Here is a 17,075-nt window from a genome sequence, read left to right on the forward strand (position 1 = left end):
GGCCTCTACAACCCGACCCGCGCCCCCCTCCCGCCGTTCGCCGAGGCCATGCCCAGCCAGGTGTGTGGGTTGCCCTCCCAGCACCAGCCGAGTTTCGGGGCGTCCTGGCTGATCCAGAGGGCCGGGACGCGTCGGTCGCCGGCGCGGGTGGCGCCGAGGGAGAAGCACTTGTTCTTGGCGAGGGCCGCCGGGTACTGGGTGACCAGGGCGAGGCCCTCCTCCATCGTCAGGGGGGTCCGGCCGCGTCCTGCGATCTCCGCCATGGCGTCGGCGGGGACCGCGCCGCAGAACTCCTCCCCGCGCTCCACGCCGAACAGCAGGTGGGCGGCGGGTTCGCCGGGCGGCCGCAGTTCCTCCAGGGTGGTGAACCGCTCCAGCTCGCCCGGCTTGTAGTGCCGGTCGACGATGCCGGGCTTGCTCTTCCCGGCGAGCGTGGTCCGCGCCACCGCCTCCTCCACGGGGACGAGGGCGCGGGAGATCACGAGCAGGAACGGCACCCGGCCGTTCTCCGGCTCGGGGGCGGAGAGTCCCGCCGTCCGGTCCACGACCACCTTGCGCAGCGGCGCCACCCGTGCTGCGAACTCCTCCTCCGGTACTCCGGCCACCGCCGGGTACCCCGCCTCCAGCAGCCTCGCCACCTGCCGGTCGAACTCCCCGCCCGCGTCGAACTCCGCCGTACCGCCCGCCTGGACCTCGCCCACCTGGGACTCCCTCCCCGTGCCGGAATCGTGTGCGGCCTGTTCAAGGGTGGTGCCCGCGTGGTTATTCCCCTTCAGGTGCGCGCCTTCCGGTGGGCGGCCACCCGTTCCCGCGTCGCGCACCGGCGTGAGCAGTAGCGGCGGGTGGGTCCGGCGCCCTGGGTGAGGAAGACGTCCTGGCAGCTCACCGAGGCGCAGACGGCGCCCGGTGGCCGCTGGCGGTCCCAGAGCAGCACCGCCAGCGCCATGCAGGAGGAGGCCAGCAGCCACTCGCCCCACGCCGCGTCGTCGTCGCTGTCGAGGTGCGGGTGCCAGGGCGCGGTCCCGGCGTGGCTGGTCAGGCGCAGGGGGCCGGTGCCCTGCGCCAGCAGGCGGTTGAGGGCGTGGGCGGCCGTGTCCGTGTCCCTGGCGGCGAGGACCTCGCGGAGCTGGAGTGCCGCCGACCGCATCGGGGCGACGTCGGTCTCGGTGAGGGTGAGCGGGCCGCGCTCCCCGTGGCGGAGCAGCAGCCCGGCGACGGCGGCCGGGTCGGGGTGGTCGGGGGTCAGCGCGTTGACCAGGGCCACGGTGCGTTCTGCCACCGCCCGCAGCGAGTGCCGCGTGGACCAGTCGTCAGGAGTTCGGGAGGGACTGGAGAGAGCCGAGAGACCCGAGGGGCCCGAGGGGCCGGAAGGGCCTGAGGGAGGGGTGGGGGCAGCCATCGGGGGAGTGTAACGCTTCTTGTGCCGTTTTCCGTTACCTCGGTAACGTCCGGCGGATGATGAAGCGTTACGCGGTGCGGTGGTTCCTGGCCGGGGGTGCTCTGGCCCGGACCGGGGACGAGCTGGCGGGCCCGGCGCTGCTGCTGGCCGGGTTCGCGGTGGCCGGCTCGCCTGCCACCGGCGCCCTGCTGCTCGCCGCCCTCACTGTCCCGGCGGTTCTGGGCGGCCCGCTGGTGGGGGTTCTGCTCGATCGCGCCCGGCGCCCCGGCCGCCTGCTCGCCGCCGCCCTTCTGCTGTACGCGCTCGGCCTCGGGTCGGCTGTCGCCGTCGCGGGCCGGGCGCCGACGGCGGTGACGCTGGCCTGCGCGGTGGCCGCCGGACTCTTCGCCCCCGCGCTCGCCGGGGGCTGGAGCGCCCAACTGCCGCGCGTGGCCGCCCCCGGCGGCCTGCCCGCCGCCACCGCCCGCGACGCCGCCACCTTCCACCTCGCGAGCCTGGCCGGACCCGCCCTCGCCGCGTCGCTCGCCGCCGGGACGCTCCCTTGGGCCCCCGCCGCACTCGCCGTCGCCCTGCTCCTGCTCGCCGCCCCTCTGGCCTGGCGGTTGCCGGGCAGCCCTCCCGGGAGGGCCTGCGTCGGCGCCCCCGCCGCCCGCTCCGGCGTGGCCGCTCTCCGGGCCGGGCTGCGCCTGACGGCCCGTAACCCCGCTCTGCGGGGTGCCACCGTGACCTCGGTGCTCTCCTGTGCCGCCCAGGGGATGCTGACGGCCTGCGCGGTGCCGCTGGGGGAGCGGGTGCTCGGGGGCGCCGCCCGGGGGGTCGCCCTGCTGGCCGTCGTCGCCGGCGCCGCGCTCCTCGCCAACGCCGTACTCGCCCGGTACCCCCTGCGCGCCACGCCGGACGCGCTCCTGCGGTGGACGGCGTTCCTCCAGGGCGCGGCCCTGCTCCTGGCCGCCGCCTGTCACCCCGTCCTGGTCCTCGCCGCCGCCCTGCTCGCGGGAGCCGGGGAAGGCCCGCAGCTCACCGCCCTGTTCGCGGTGCGCCACCGGGAGGCGCCCGCCCGGTTGCGGGCCCAGCTCTTCACCACCGGGGCGAGCCTGAAGACGACCGGGTACGCCGCCGGGGCCGCCCTGGCCGGTCAGCTGGCCGACGCCGCGCTCCCGGCCGCCCTGTTGGTGGCGGCCGCGCTCCACCTGCTGGCCGGAGCCGTCCCCGGGGAGCGGGAGCGGGGGCGGGTCAGCCGTCCTCGGCGAGGAGGCGGGCGGCTGCCGGATGCACCCGGCCGGGGGTGAGGGTGGTGGTGACGTCGTGCCCCGCCACGCCGTGGGCGACGAATGGATCCTCGGCGGCGATCCGCTCGATCCCGGTGCGGTGGAGTCTGAGCAGATGCGGCACGAGGGCCTCCGGCGTCTCATGGGCCGTGCCCCATGGTGCCCGCGCGGCCGTCCGCCGCTCACGCCGCACCCGGGGGCGGGGCAGCGCGAGGCGCCCCGGCGCGGCACATCACCAACCCCGGGGCATGCCTCGTACGCGGTCATGTACTAGAGTTATCTCGACATCGAGATATCTACCCAGGGCGAGACCGCGACCGCCGCCGGTAAGGCTTACCTAACTTAGCCCTACCTTAGCTGACTGGTGCGAGTGCGGGGCGGCAGAATTGCGGTAGAACGCGCACATTGATGAAGGAGACTGTCGTGTCGGCGAACAGCTTCGACGCCCGCAGCACGCTGCGCGTGGGCGACGAGTCGTACGAGATCTTCCGGCTGGACAAGGTCGAGGGCTCCGCGCGCCTCCCTTACAGCCTGAAGGTGCTGCTGGAGAACCTGCTCCGCACGGAGGACGGCGCGAACATCACCGCCGACCACATCCGCGCGGTCGGCGGCTGGGACTCGCAGGCCCAGCCCAGCCAGGAGATCCAGTTCACCCCCGCCCGCGTGATCATGCAGGACTTCACCGGTGTGCCGTGTGTGGTCGACCTCGCCACCATGCGTGAGGCCGTGAAGGAGCTCGGCGGCGACCCGGCGAAGATCAACCCGCTGGCCCCCGCCGAACTGGTCATCGACCACTCGGTCATCGCCGACAAGTTCGGCACCGACCAGGCGTTCGCGCAGAACGTCGAGCTGGAGTACGGCCGCAACCGCGAGCGCTACCAGTTCCTGCGCTGGGGCCAGACCGCCTTCGACGAGTTCAAGGTCGTCCCCCCGGGCACCGGCATCGTCCACCAGGTCAACATCGAGCACCTGGCCCGCACCGTCATGGTCCGGGGCGGCCAGGCGTACCCCGACACGCTGGTCGGCACCGACTCGCACACCACCATGGTCAACGGCCTCGGTGTGCTCGGCTGGGGCGTCGGCGGCATCGAGGCCGAGGCCGCCATGCTCGGCCAGCCGGTCTCCATGCTCATCCCGCGCGTCGTCGGCTTCAAGCTGACCGGTGAGCTCAAGCCCGGCACCACCGCCACCGACCTGGTCCTCACGATCACCGAGATGCTGCGCAAGCACGGCGTCGTCGGCAAGTTCGTCGAGTTCTACGGCGAGGGCGTCGCCGCCACCTCGCTCGCCAACCGCGCCACCATCGGCAACATGTCGCCGGAGTTCGGCTCCACCGCCGCGATCTTCCCGATCGACGACGAGACGCTGAACTACCTGCGCCTGACGGGCCGCAGCAAGCAGCAGGTCGACCTGGTCGAGGCGTACGCCAAGGAGCAGGGCCTGTGGCTGGACCCGGCCGCCGAGCCGGACTTCTCCGAGAAGCTGGAGCTCGACCTCTCCACGGTCGTCCCCTCCATCGCCGGCCCCAAGCGCCCGCAGGACCGCATCATCCTCGCCGAGGCCGCCACCCAGTTCGGCCAGGACGTGCGCAACTACGTCTCCGAGGCCGACGTGGACGAGGCGGGCAAGGAGTCCTTCCCGGCCTCCGACTCCCCGGCGGTCTCCAACGGCACCCCGTCGAAGCCGGTCACCGTGACCGCCCCCGACGGCTCGACCTACGAGATCGACCACGGTGCCGTCACCGTCGCCGCCATCACCTCCTGCACCAACACGTCCAACCCGTACGTGATGGTCGCCGCCGCCCTCGTCGCCAAGAAGGCCGTGGAGAAGGGCCTGACCCGCAAGCCGTGGGTCAAGACCACCCTCGCCCCGGGCTCGAAGGTCGTCACCGACTACTTCGACAAGGCGGGCCTGACCCCGTACCTCGACAAGGTCGGCTTCAACCTCGTCGGCTACGGCTGCACCACCTGCATCGGCAACTCCGGCCCGCTGCCGGACGAGGTCTCCAAGGCCGTCAACGACAACGACCTGGCCGTCACCTCGGTGCTCTCCGGCAACCGCAACTTCGAGGGCCGGATCAACCCCGACGTCAAGATGAACTACCTGGCCTCCCCGCCGCTGGTCGTCGCGTACGCCATCGCGGGCTCCATGAAGGTGGACATCACCAAGGACGCGCTCGGCGTGGACCAGGACGGCAACGCCGTCCACCTCTCCGACATCTGGCCGACCGAGGCCGAGGTCAACGACGTCGTCGCCAACGCCATCGGCGAGGACATGTTCAACAAGTCCTACCAGGACGTCTTCGCGGGCGACGCCCAGTGGCAGGCGCTGCCGATCCCCACCGGCAACACCTTCGAGTGGGACACCGAGTCCACCTACGTCCGCAAGCCCCCGTACTTCGAGGGCATGGAGATGGAGCCGGCCCCGGTCGAGAACATCACCGGCGCCCGGGTCCTCGCCAAGCTCGGCGACTCGGTCACCACCGACCACATCTCCCCGGCCGGTGCCATCAAGGCCGACACCCCGGCCGGCAAGTACCTCACGGAGCACGGCGTCGAGCGCCGCGACTTCAACTCCTACGGCTCGCGCCGTGGCAACCACGAGGTCATGATCCGCGGCACCTTCGCCAACATCCGCCTGCGCAACCAGATCGCGCCGGGCACCGAGGGCGGCTTCACCCGCGACTTCACCCAGGCCGAGAAGGCCGCCGACGCGCCGGTGTCGTTCATCTACGACGCCTCGCGCAACTACATCGACCAGGGCATCCCGCTGGTCGTCCTCGCGGGCAAGGAGTACGGCTCCGGCTCGTCCCGCGACTGGGCCGCCAAGGGCACCGCGCTCCTGGGCGTCAAGGCCGTCATCGCCGAGTCCTACGAGCGCATCCACCGCTCCAACCTCATCGGCATGGGCGTCCTCCCGCTCCAGTACCCCGAGGGCCACTCCGCCCAGACGCTCGGCCTGACCGGTGAGGAGACCTTCTCCTTCAGCGGCGTCGACGAGCTGAACAACGGCTCCACCCCGTCCACGGTCAAGGTCACCACCGACACCGGTGTGGAGTTCGACGCGGTCGTCCGCATCGACACCCCCGGCGAGGCCGACTACTACCGCAACGGCGGCATCATGCAGTACGTGCTGCGCAACCTGATCCGCAAGTAGCGGCGCCGCGCCCCCACCGGGGCGCGACCCGCGCGGTCAGCCGCACAGCGGCCGAGGGCCGCACCCCCGCTCCGGCGGGGGTGCGGCCCTCGTCGCGTCTGCCGGGCCGCCGGACCCGCGCCACCCGTCCCGCTGACCAGAATGCCCGACTCCGTTACGGCCGGGGCGTGTTGAGCCGACGACCGGCCGGAGGTCTCAACTCGGGAAAGAGTGCCGGTCAATACTGTGTTCGATCTTGCCGCCCGCGCGAAGAGTGGACTATACCTGTCGGCGTCCGCCCGGAGTCTTCGCCCCGGGCCGGACGGGTCAGGGGGAGCCCCGGGGGACCCGGGGAGCACAGTGTCTCCCCCGGCCCCCCTTCGCGTCCCGTGAACCCAGCACCGTCGCACATCCAGCACGACCCCAGCTTCACATCACCAGCGGTGCCGGGGAGGTTCCGGTTCACCGCCTGAGTCCTGGAGAAAGCGAGGACTTGAGCATGGGTTCCACCTCAGGAATCGACCGGCGCTCTCTGATCAAGCGGTCGGCGGCCATCGGGCTGATCTCCGTCCCCACGATGAGCTTCCTCTCGGCCTGCGCCAGTGGCGACTCGGCCGACAACAAGGTCGAGAAGGGCGAGAAGAGCACCGACAACCCGCTCGGCGTCAACGCCTCGGCCCCGCTCGACTTCGTCCTGTTCGACGGCGGCTTCGGCGTCGAGTACGCCGAGGACGCGGTCAAGGTGTACGAGAAGACGTACCCGAAGGCCAAGGTCAAGTTCGGCTCGACGCAGAAGATCCAGTCGGAGCTGCAGCCCCGGTTCAACGGCGGCACCCCGCCGGACCTCATCGACAACTCCGGTGCCGAGCAGATGGACATGGGCGTCCTGGTCGGCAAGGACCAGCTGACCGACCTCACCCCGCTGCTCGACGCCCCCTCGATCGACGACCCCTCGAAGAAGGTCCGCGACATCCTGCGGCCCGGCATCATCGAGATGGGCCAGTACGACGGCGACGCCTGTTACATCCTCAACTACGCCTACACCGTCTACGGCGTCTGGTACTCGCAGACCGCGCTCGACAAGCTCGACGCGGAGTACCCCGAGGACTGGGACGCCATGCTGGCGCTCTGCGCCAAGGCGAAGAAGAAGGGCATCGCGGGCTGGACGTACGCGGGCAAGTACCCGTACTACATCCCCTTCTCGCTCTACCCGTTCATCGGGAAGATCGGCGGCCGTGAGGTCCTGGACGCCATCGACAATTTGGAGCCGAACGCCTGGAAGCACCCGGCGGTCAAGGCCGGTTTCGAGGCGTACTACGAGCTGTTCAAGAAGGGGTACGTCCTCAAGGGCACCCCCGGCATCGACCACGTCGAGTCGCAGACCGCCTGGACGCAGGGCAAGGCGCTGTTCCTGCCCAACGGCTCCTGGGTGGAGAACGAGGCGGCCGGCACCACGCCGGACGACTTCGAGATGAAGGTCGCCGCCCCCTCCAGCCTGGACAGCTCCGACAAGCTGCCCTTCGGCACCCTGTGGGCCTCGGGGGGTGAGCCCTTCATCGTCCCGAAGAAGGCGAAGAACCCCGACGGCGGCATGGAGCAGCTGCGCATCATGCTCAGCGAGAGCTCCTCGAAGAACTTCACCGGCAAGGTGAAGTCGCTGACCGCCCTCGACGGCGGCACCGACGGCCTGGAGCTGACCTCCGCCCTCAAGTCGGCCGTCGCCGCCCTGGAGAAGGCCGGGGAGAACATCCTCAACCCGCGCCTGCAGGACTGGTACGTCGAGCTGCAGAAGCAGCGGATCGGCGCTGGCGCGATCGGCGAGATGATGGCGGGCCGCATGACCCCCGCCGAGGCCATGAAGAAGTGCCAGGAGTTCGCCGACGCGGCGGCCAAGGACGACTCCATCAAGCACTACCGGCACAAGTGAGACAGGCGGTCGCGGGCCCGCCGCTTGCGGGCCCGCGACCGCGGCAGCGCGGCGGCACCCGCCGGGGATTCGGGGTCGACATCACATGCAGCACGGCAAATACCGCTTCATCGCGGGCTTCCTGATCGTCCCTCTGACGATCTACGCACTCTTCGTCATCTGGCCGTTCGTCCAGTCCATCTTCTACTCGTTCACGGACTGGACCGGGCTCAGCCCGGAGTTCTCCCTGGTCGGGTTCGACAACTACACGCGGATGTTCGGCGACGGCACCTTCTGGAAGGCGCTCCAGCACAGCGTGACCTTCGTGCTGCTGCTGCCCGTGGTGACGCTCGGACTCGCCCTCTTCTTCGCCTTCATGATCAATGTCGGCGGGCGGCGCCGGAAGGGCGCGGCCATCGCGGGCGTCCGCGGCTCGTCCTTCTACAAGATCGTCTACTTCTTCCCGCAGGTGCTGTCGATCGCCATCGTCGCCCTGCTCTTCCGCTTCGCCTACAACCCCAACAGCGGCGCCCTCAACTCGGCGCTCGGCATCCTGGGGCTGGACGGCCTGCAGAGCAACTGGCTCGGCGACCCGAAGCTCGCCCTCTGGTGCGTCATGGCGGTCATCGTCTGGTCCACCACCGGCTTCTTCGTGGTCCTCTTCTCCGCCGGGATGGCCTCCATCCCCAAGGACTACTACGAGGCCGCGCTGCTCGACGGGGCCGGGCGCTTCACCACCTTCTTCCGCATCACCCTGCCGCTGCTCTGGGACACCGTGCAGTCCGGCTGGATCTACATGGGCATCCTCGCCCTCGGCGCGGAGTCCTTCGCCATCGTCCACATCATGACCGTGGGCCCGGGCGGACCGGCCGATTCCACCACCGTCCTGCCGCTGCTCGTCTACCAGAAGGCGTTCGTGGGCGGCCAGGCGGCCTACGCGACCACCATCGGCGTCGCCCTGCTGATCGTCACCCTGGCCTTCGCGGCCCTGGTGTCGCGGGTCGGCCGGCGTGAACGGCTGGAGTTCTGAGATGAAGACCACCGATCCCGACCTCCTGCGGAAGAGCGACGGGCCGGGCGGCCCCGGTCTCCCGGCCCAGCGCCCGGCGCCCGCCACCCCGCCGCCCTCCTCCGAGGGGCAGTCCAAGACCGGCGGCACGCTCAACGTCTTCTCCCACGGCGTGCTGGTCATCTGGGCGTTCCTGGTGGCGATGCCGCTGCTGTGGGCCGTCATGACCTCGTTCAAGGACGACAAGTCGATCTTCGACTCGCCCTGGTCGCTGCCGGACCGGCTGCACTTCGAGAACTGGTCGCGCGCCTGGACCCAGGCGCACATGAGCGAGTACTTCCTCACCACCGTGATCGTGGTGGCCTGCTCGCTGGTCGGCACCCTGTTGCTCGGCTCGATGGCCGCCTACGTGCTGGCGCGGTTCGACTTCCCCGGCAACCGGTTCCTCTACTTCCTGTTCATCGGCGGCCTGAGCTTCCCGGTGATCCTGGCACTGGTCCCGCTCTTCTTCGTGATGAACAACCTGGGGCTGCTCAACACCACGCACGGCCTGATCCTGGTCTACATCGCCTACTCGCTGCCGTTCACGGTGTTCTTCCTGACCGCCTTCTTCCGCACCCTGCCGACCTCGGTGGCGGAGGCGGCGCTCATCGACGGGGCCTCGCACAGCCGGACGTTCTTCCAGGTCATGCTGCCGATGGCCAAGCCGGGGCTGATCAGTGTGGGCATCTTCAACTTCCTCGGCCAGTGGAACCAGTACCTGCTGCCGACCGTGCTCAACACCGACCCCGACCGCAAGGTCCTCTCCCAGGGCCTGGTCCAGCTCGCCGTCAGCCAGGGGTACAAGGGCGACTGGTCCGGCCTCTTCGCCGGGCTGGTGATGGCGATGCTGCCGGTGCTCGGCGCGTACATCGTCTTCCAGCGGCAGGTGGTCGCCGGGCTCACCGCCGGTGCGCTGAAGTAGCGGCGCGCCACCTCCCGCGGCCTCACGGGCCCGCCCCCGGGAACTTCCGGGGGCGGGCCCGTGCCCGTGCGCCCGCCCCTTCTCCCCGTCCGTGTCGAGCCCTTGACGGATTCCGCGCCGCAAGCTGTGCTTGAGTTTCAGAACTTGTACACAGTGCGGACCGCTCCGCCGGGGCTGGTCGGCCGGCGGGCGGCCGCGGGGCCGCCCGGCACCGGGCAGGAGTGGATAGGCCGATGGAGACACCGGGGTCGCAGTCGTCGCTGCACAGGGCCAATCTGGAGCGGGTGGTGCGGGCCGTGCGGCTCTCCGGGTCGCTGACCCAGGCGGAGATCGCCCGGACCACCGGCCTCTCCGCGGCCACCGTCTCCAACATCGTCCGGGAGTTGAAGGAGAGCGGCACCGTCGAGGTGACCCCCACCTCGGCCGGCGGCCGGCGCGCCCGCAGCGTCTCGCTGAGCGGGGACGCCGGCATCGTCATCGGCGTCGACTTCGGCCACACCCACCTGCGCGTCGCCGTCGGCAACCTCGCCCACCAGATCCTCGCCGAGGAGGCCGAGCCGCTCGACGTGGACGCCTCCGCCGAGCAGGGCTTCGACCGCGCCGAACTGCTGGTCGGCCGCCTCCTCGACGCCACCGGCGTGGACCGCGCCAAGGTCGCCGGGGTGGGCCTCGGCGTGCCGGGCCCCATCGACGTCGCCTCCGGCATGCTCGGCTCCACCTCGATACTGCCCGGCTGGTCCGGCACCCAGCCCGCCTTCGCCCTCGGCGAGCGGATCGGCGTGCCCGTCGCCGTCGACAACGACGCCAACCTCGGCGCCCTCGGCGAACTGGTCTGGGGGAGCGGGCGCGGCGTGCGCGACCTCGCGTACATCAAGGTCGCCGGGGGAGTGGGCGCCGGCCTCGTCATCGACGGGCAGATCTACCGCGGCCCCGGCGGCACGGCCGGCGAGATCGGCCACATCACCCTCGACGAGTCCGGCCCGGTCTGCCGCTGCGGCAACCGCGGCTGCCTGGAGACCTTCACCGCCGCCCGGTACGTGCTGCCGCTGCTGGAGCCGACCCACGGCACCGGGCTGTCCATGGAGAAGGTCGTCGCCCTGGCGAAGGAGGGCGACCCCGGCTGCCGCCGGGTCGTCGCCGATGTCGGCCGGTACATCGGCAGCGGGGTGGCGAGCCTGTGCAACCTGCTCAACCCGAGCCGGGTGGTGCTCGGCGGCGACCTGGCCGAGGCCGGTGAACTGGTGCTGGGCCCGATCCGCGCCTCGGTGGGCCGTTACGCCATCCCGAGCGCCGCCCGCCAGCTGGAACTGGTGCCGGGGTCGCTGGGGGGCAGGGCCGAGGTGCTGGGCGCGCTCGCCCTGGCGCTGCGCGAGATGGGCGATTCGACCCTTCTGGACGGGGCGGCTCCGCAGCCTACTCCTGCCTTCATTTAGAGAACGTATGGCACCGTTGTCATCTCGTTAAGGATTTACTCCTTGACGCCGCTCTGTGGGCCGAGTTGACTTCCAGCCACCTCGGTCGCATCGGCGCGGCCATGTCAGGGAGGTTGGACAGATGAACACCCAGCTGCGCAGGGCCGCGACCGCCGCCACCGCTCTCACCATGGCGATGTCCCTCGCCGCGTGCGGTGAGGCAGGAAGCGGCAAGGAGGACAAGGCCGACAACAAGACCATCGGCCTGCTCCTGCCCGAGAGCCGCACCACCCGCTACGAGGCCTTCGACTACCCGCTGATCAAGGCGAAGGTCCAGGAACTCTGCGACGACTGCAAGATCAACTACAAGAACGCCGCCGAGAACGTGTCGACGCAGAAGCAGCAGTTCGACGACCTGGTCTCGTCCGGCGTCAAGGTGATCATCCTGGACGCCGTCGACTCCGGCGCCACCAAGTCCTGGGTCGACGGCGCCGAGAAGAAGGGCGTGAAGGTCGTCGCGTACGACCGCCTCGCCGAGGGCAACGTCGCCGCCTACGTCTCGTTCGACAACGAGAAGATCGGCAAGCTCCAGGGCGAGGGCATCGTCCAGGCGCTGGGCGACAAGGCCGCCGACGCCCGCGTCGTGATGATCAACGGCAAGGAGTCGGACCCCAACGCCGCCATGTTCAAGAAGGGCGCCCACTCCGTCCTGGACAAGCAGGTCAAGGAGGTCGTCTACGAGCAGACCGGTGAGTGGAGCGCCGAGATCGCGGGCCAGAAGATGGGCGCCGCCATCACCTCGCTCGGCAAGGACGGCTTCGACGCGGTCTACTCCGCCAACGACGGCATGGCCGGCGGCATCATCGCCGCCCTGGACTCCGCCAAGGTCAAGGACATCCCGGTGGGTGGCCAGGACGCCGAACTCGCGGGCATCCAGCGCATCCTGAAGGGCACCCAGAGCTTCACCATCTACAAGCCGTACAAGCCGGAGGCCGAGCCCACCGCCGAGATAGCCGTCCGGCTGCTCCAGGGCAAGTCCATCGACGACCTCGCCAACACCAAGATCGACAGCCCCTCGACCAAGGGCATCCCGGCCGCCCTGGTCGACGCCTTCGTGGTGACCGAGGACAACATCAAGGACACGGTCATCAAGGACGAGCTCTACAAGGTGAGCGAGATCTGCAAGGGCGAGTTCAAGAAGGCCTGCGCGGACGCGGGCATCGAGTAGCAGCCCTCCGCCCCGGAACGCCGGGGCGGCGGCCCACCCTCCTCGGGCCTCCGCCCCGGTCCGAAGACCCGTACGGCGCCCCGCCGCTCCCATGTCCAGGCCCCGCAGCCCGGAGCACGGGGCGCCGTACGCACCACCCCGCCGGACGGCCCGCCCTCCTCGTGAGGCCGGCCGCCCGGCCGCCCGCCGCTCTCCCCGAGTCGCCCGGGCCCTTGATCCGACCTGCCCGCCGGGCCCCGAGCCCGGCCCACCCCCCGCCCGTCCCCGCCCTGCCCGCGCCCCTGCGCGCCGAGGGGGCCGGGGCGGCGAAGGAGATGGTTCTCATGTCCGCTGCGCCCGTGCTGGCGCTGCGCGGAATCTCCAAGCGCTTCGGTGCCGTTCAGGCGCTCACCGAGGTCGACCTGGAAGTCCGCGCGGGCTCCGTCCTCGCCCTCGTCGGCGACAACGGCGCCGGCAAGTCCACCCTCGTCAAGACGATCGCCGGGGTGCACCCCATCGACGACGGCACCCTGGAGTGGGAGGGCCGCCCTGTCACCGTGGCCCGCCCCCAGGACGCCCAGCACCTCGGCGTCGCCACCGTCTACCAGGACCTCGCGCTCTGCGACAACCTCGACGTCGTCGCCAACCTCTTCCTGGGCCGCGAGGCGACCCGCGGCAAGGTCCTGGACGAGGTCGCGATGGAGAAGCGCGCCCAGGAGCTCCTGGACTCCCTCTCCATCCGCATCCCCAGCGTCCGCATCCCGATCGCCTCGCTCTCCGGCGGCCAGCGCCAGGTGGTGGCCATCGCCCGCGCGCTGGTCGGCGACCCGAAGCTGGTCATCCTCGACGAGCCGACCGCCGCCCTCGGCGTGGAGCAGACCGCGCAGGTCCTCGACCTGGTGGAGCGGCTGCGCGAGCGCGGCCTCGCCGTCATCCTCATCAGCCACAACATGGCCGACGTCCTCGCCGTCGCCGACCAGGTGGCCGTCCTGCGGCTCGGCCGCAACAACGGCGTCTTCGACGTGGCCGACACCAGCCACGAGGAGATCATCTCCGCGATCACCGGCGCCACCGAGAACGCGGTGACCCGGCGCAAGGCCCGCACCACGGAGGCAGCACAGTGAGCGACACCCAGCCGGGCAAGCAGCCCGGGCAGAGCCCCGCGGCCGCGGACCAGGCCCCCGCCGAGGCCGAGGGCACCACGAAGACCACCGTGCCCGCCCCCGCCGGGCCGGTCGACGCGGGCGCGCCCGCCACCGACGCGCTGACCCCGGTCGACCCGCGGCTGCTCGTCCGCGAGCAGGGCTTCGCCGGATACCTCACCGACTTCAAGCGGCGCATCAAGGGCGGCGAACTGGGCTCGATACCGGTCCTCGTCGGCCTCGTCGTCATCTGGGCGATCTTCGAGACCACCACCGGCCGGTTCCTCGACCCGTCCAACCTCACCAACATCGCGCAGTACATCGTCGGCCCCGGCCTCATCGCCACCGGCATCGTCTTCGTCCTGCTGCTCGGCGAGATCGACCTCTCGGTCGGCTCGGTGGCGGGGCTGACGGCCGCGCTGACCTCGGTCCTCGCGGTCAAGCAGGACCTGAACGAAGGGCTCGCCGTCCTCCTGGGCCTGCTGGCGGCCGGCGCGATCGGCGCCCTGCACGGCTTCTTCTTCGCCCGGATCGGCGTCCCGGCCTTCGTGGTCACCCTCGCCGGCTTCCTCGGCTGGAGCGGCCTCCAGCTCTACGTCATGGGCAACACGCTCAGCATCAACAACATCTCCGGCGGCGTCGTCCAGGGGCTGAACAACACCTACTTCAGCGACATCGCCGCCGCCTACGGCCTCGCGCTGGTCGCCGTCGCCGCCCACCTCGGCAGCCAGCTCCTGGACCGCAAGCGGCGCCGCGCGGTCGACCTGCCGCACCGCCCGCTCAGCGAGGTGCTGCTGCGCTCCGGCGTGGTCGCGGTCCTCGCCTTCGCCACCGCCTGGATGCTCAACCAGGAGAGCGGCCTGCCGCTCGGCCTGACCGTCTTCGTCGGCGTCGTCGTCCTCGCCGCCTTCGTCCTGAAGCGGACCAGCTACGGCCGCCAGGTCTTCGCGGTCGGCGGCGGCGTCGAGGCGGCCCGCCGGGCCGGCATCAACGTCGTCTGGGTCCGGATCTCCGTCTTCACCATCTCCGGGTTTCTCGGCGGCCTCGGCGGCCTCTTCATCGCCTCCCAGGCCGGCGTCGCCGACTCCAACCTCGGCGGCGGCGACACCCTGATGCTCGCCATCGCGGCGGCCGTGATCGGCGGCACCAGCCTCTTCGGCGGCCGGGGCACGCCCTGGTCGGCGCTGATCGGCATCCTGGTCATCCAGTCGATCATGACCGGCCTCTACATGTCCGGCAGCTCCAGCGACGCCGTCCAGTCCATGATCACCGGTGTGGTCCTGCTGGCCGCCGTCGTCATCGACTCGGTCTCCCGCCGCACCCAGAAGACCGCGGGCCGCGCCTGACCAGGCTCCGAGCCCGCCGCGGCCGGACCGGGGCCACCCCCAGAGGCCCCGTCCCGGCCGCCGCGCACCGCCCCGCCGCCGCGCCCGGTCTCCCCGCCAGGAGGCCGGGCGCGCCGGTGCGCCGCCCGGCCCGCCCGGGGGCGTCCGGGGGCGCCCGCACACCCGTCCGGCCCCCCGGGCATACCCGTCCGGGACCGGACAGGACTAGCATCGCGGCGAGTCCGCGTGACGCAGATCCCGGCCGCCCGGTGCGGGGCGGGGGAAGCGGAACATTAGACTCGACAGACCCGGCAAAGCTCGAAAACGCTCTACTGCAAGGAGGCACGGGTGCCGCTGCTGACCCGCATCACGGGACCGCGCGATCTGGACCGTCTCAGCCCGGAGCAGCTTGACGAGCTGGCCGCAGAGATCCGGGCCTTCCTCGTCGACGCCGTCTCCAAGACCGGCGGCCACCTCGGCCCGAACCTCGGCGTCGTGGAGCTGACGATCGCCCTGCACCGGGTGTTCGACTCGCCGAAGGACAAGGTCCTCTTCGACACCGGCCACCAGTCGTACGTCCACAAGCTGCTCACCGGCCGCCAGGACTTCTCCGGCCTGCGCACCAGGGGCGGCCTCTCCGGCTACCCCTCGCGCGCCGAGTCCGAGCACGACGTCATCGAGAACAGCCACGCCTCCACGGTGCTCGGCTGGGCCGACGGCTTCGCCAAGGCCAACGAGGTCCGCGGCAAGGACGACCACGTCGTGGCCGTCATCGGCGACGGCGCCCTCACCGGCGGCATGGCCTGGGAGGCGCTCAACAACATCGCCGCCGCCAAGGACCGCCCGCTGGTCATCGTCGTCAACGACAACGAGCGCTCCTACGCGCCCACCATCGGCGGCCTCGCCAACCACCTGGCGACCCTGCGCACCACCGACGGCTACGAGCGCTTCCTCGCCCGCGGCAAGGACTTCCTGGAGCGCACCCCGGTCGTCGGCCGCCCGCTCTACGAGACGCTGCACGGCGCCAAGAAGGGGCTCAAGGACTTCATCGCCCCGCAGGGCATGTTCGAGGACCTCGGCCTGAAGTACGTCGGCCCGATCGACGGCCACGACATCGAGGCCCTGGAGTCGGCGCTGGCCCGCGCCAAGCGGTTCGGCGGCCCGGTCATCGTGCACTGCCTCACCGAGAAGGGCCGCGGCTACCAGCCGGCCGTCCAGGACGAGGCCGACCGCTTCCACGCGGTGGGCGTCATCCACCCCGACACCGGCCTGCCCGTCTCCGCCTCCGGCGCCGACTGGACCTCGGTCTTCGGTGAGGAGATGGTCCGGCTCGGCAAGGAGCGCGAGGACATCGTGGCGATCACCGCCGCCATGCTCCAGCCGGTCGGCCTCCAGAAGTTCGCCGACGCCTTCCCCGAGCGGGTCTACGACGTCGGCATCGCCGAGCAGCACGGCGCGGTCTCCGCGGCGGGCCTGGCCAGCGGCGGCGTCCACCCCGTCTTCGCCGTCTACGCCACCTTCCTCAACCGCGCCTTCGACCAGCTCCTGATGGACGTGGCCCTGCACCGTTGCGGCGTCACCTTCGTCCTGGACCGGGCCGGGGTCACCGGCACCGACGGCGCCTCGCACAACGGCATGTGGGACATGTCCATCCTCCAGGTCGTCCCGGGCCTGCGGATCGCCGCCCCGCGCGACGCCGACCAGCTCCGCGCCCAGCTGCGCGAGGCCGTCGCCGTCGAGGACGCCCCGACCGTCGTCCGCTACTCCAAGGGCGCCGTCGGCCCCGCCGTCCCCGCCCTCGGCACCGTCGGCGGTATGGACGTACTGCGCGAGCCGGGCACCTCCCGCCCCGACGTGCTCCTCGTCTCGGTCGGCGCGCTCGCCCCGATGTGCCTGGAGATCGCCGGTCTCCTCGACAAGCAGGGGATCTCCACCACCGTGGTCGACCCGCGCTGGGTCAAGCCGGTCGACGAGGCCCTCGCCCCGCTCGCCGAGCAGCACCGCGTGGTCGTCACCGTCGAGGACAACAGCCGCGTCGGCGGCGTCGGCTCGGCCGTCGCCCAGGCGCTGCGCGACGCCGGTGTGGACGTACCGCTGCGCGACTTCGGCATCCCGCCGCGCTTCCTCGACCACGCCACCCGCAAGGAGGTGCTGGCCGAGATCGGCCTGACCGCCCCGGACATCGCCCGGCAGGTCACCGGCCTCGTCGCCAAGCTCGACGGGCGGTACGAGCACGGCACCCCGGCCCAGGCCGTCGAGCCGGCCCGCGACTGACCCCTCCCGCCTCCGGGCAGGCCATGGGCCGGGC

13 protein-coding genes are annotated in these 17,075 nt (G+C 71.4%); 10 read left to right on the top strand and 3 right to left on the bottom strand.

The genetic code is table 11. From position 1 onward, the window contains the following. Window positions 1-5: 5 nt before the first annotated feature. Window positions 6-701: a DUF5701 family protein gene (locus tag IF45_RS0112390; RefSeq protein ID WP_030307378.1), complete on the bottom strand. Its 696-nt coding sequence runs from the start codon at window positions 699-701 to the stop codon at window positions 6-8. Between the two features lie 71 nt (window positions 702-772). Beyond that, window positions 773-1,279 (bottom strand): CGNR zinc finger domain-containing protein, encoded by a 507-nt coding sequence (locus IF45_RS0112395; RefSeq protein WP_030307380.1) that lies wholly within the window; start codon window positions 1,277-1,279, stop codon window positions 773-775. Window positions 1,280-1,455: 176 nt separating this feature from the next. On the opposite strand from IF45_RS0112395, the gene IF45_RS0112400 reads away from it, so the two are divergent. Next, window positions 1,456-2,688, top strand: coding sequence for an MFS transporter (locus tag IF45_RS0112400; RefSeq protein ID WP_030307382.1), 1,233 nt, complete (start codon window positions 1,456-1,458; stop codon window positions 2,686-2,688). Here the strand turns inward: IF45_RS0112400 and IF45_RS33120 are convergent. Beyond that, window positions 2,633-2,791 carry a hypothetical protein gene (locus tag IF45_RS33120; protein WP_157846482.1) on the bottom strand — a complete coding sequence of 53 codons (159 nt, stop codon included), beginning with the start codon at window positions 2,789-2,791 and terminating at the stop codon, window positions 2,633-2,635. The two genes, IF45_RS0112400 and IF45_RS33120, sit on opposite strands and share 56 nt — an antisense overlap. A 299-nt stretch (window positions 2,792-3,090) precedes the next feature. Here IF45_RS33120 and acnA point away from each other — a divergent pair, with 299 nt between their 5' ends. The 9 genes from acnA to dxs all read left to right on the top strand — a co-directional run bounded on the left by acnA (window position 3,091) and on the right by dxs (window position 17,041). Further along, complete coding sequence (acnA, locus tag IF45_RS0112410) at window positions 3,091-5,823, top strand: aconitate hydratase AcnA (protein ID WP_003951564.1); 2,733 nt, start codon at window positions 3,091-3,093, stop codon at window positions 5,821-5,823. 478 nt (window positions 5,824-6,301) lie between these two features. Then, window positions 6,302-7,729 carry an N-acetylglucosamine/diacetylchitobiose ABC transporter substrate-binding protein gene (ngcE, locus tag IF45_RS0112415; protein WP_008406826.1) on the top strand — a complete coding sequence of 476 codons (1,428 nt, stop codon included), beginning with the start codon at window positions 6,302-6,304 and terminating at the stop codon, window positions 7,727-7,729. A gap of 85 nt (window positions 7,730-7,814) precedes the next feature. Continuing rightward, the gene (locus IF45_RS0112420) at window positions 7,815-8,738 is read left to right on the top strand and encodes a carbohydrate ABC transporter permease (protein ID WP_003951566.1); all 924 of its coding nucleotides are present in this window, start codon (window positions 7,815-7,817) and stop codon (window positions 8,736-8,738) included. Between the two features lies 1 nt (window position 8,739). Then, complete coding sequence (locus tag IF45_RS0112425; protein ID WP_003951567.1) at window positions 8,740-9,681, top strand: carbohydrate ABC transporter permease; 942 nt, start codon at window positions 8,740-8,742, stop codon at window positions 9,679-9,681. 233 nt (window positions 9,682-9,914) lie between these two features. Then, window positions 9,915-11,114: an ROK family transcriptional regulator gene (locus IF45_RS0112430; protein ID WP_030307384.1), complete on the top strand. Its 1,200-nt coding sequence runs from the start codon at window positions 9,915-9,917 to the stop codon at window positions 11,112-11,114. A gap of 121 nt (window positions 11,115-11,235) precedes the next feature. Continuing rightward, window positions 11,236-12,321, top strand: a complete 1,086-nt coding sequence (locus IF45_RS0112435; RefSeq protein WP_030307386.1) for a substrate-binding domain-containing protein — start codon at window positions 11,236-11,238, stop codon at window positions 12,319-12,321. Between the two features lie 323 nt (window positions 12,322-12,644). After that, window positions 12,645-13,424: an ATP-binding cassette domain-containing protein gene (locus tag IF45_RS0112440; protein ID WP_008406829.1), complete on the top strand. Its 780-nt coding sequence runs from the start codon at window positions 12,645-12,647 to the stop codon at window positions 13,422-13,424. Further along, window positions 13,421-14,788, top strand: coding sequence for a sugar ABC transporter permease (locus IF45_RS0112445; protein ID WP_030307388.1), 1,368 nt, complete (start codon window positions 13,421-13,423; stop codon window positions 14,786-14,788). Before IF45_RS0112440 ends, IF45_RS0112445 begins: the two co-directional genes overlap by 4 nt. Before the next feature lie 327 nt (window positions 14,789-15,115). Next, window positions 15,116-17,041 (top strand): 1-deoxy-D-xylulose-5-phosphate synthase, encoded by a 1,926-nt coding sequence (gene dxs, locus IF45_RS0112450; protein WP_003951573.1) that lies wholly within the window; start codon window positions 15,116-15,118, stop codon window positions 17,039-17,041. Window positions 17,042-17,075: the final 34 nt, after the last annotated feature.

The organism is Streptomyces albidoflavus, assembly GCF_000719955.1.
Classification (GTDB): domain Bacteria; phylum Actinomycetota; class Actinomycetes; order Streptomycetales; family Streptomycetaceae; genus Streptomyces; species Streptomyces albidoflavus.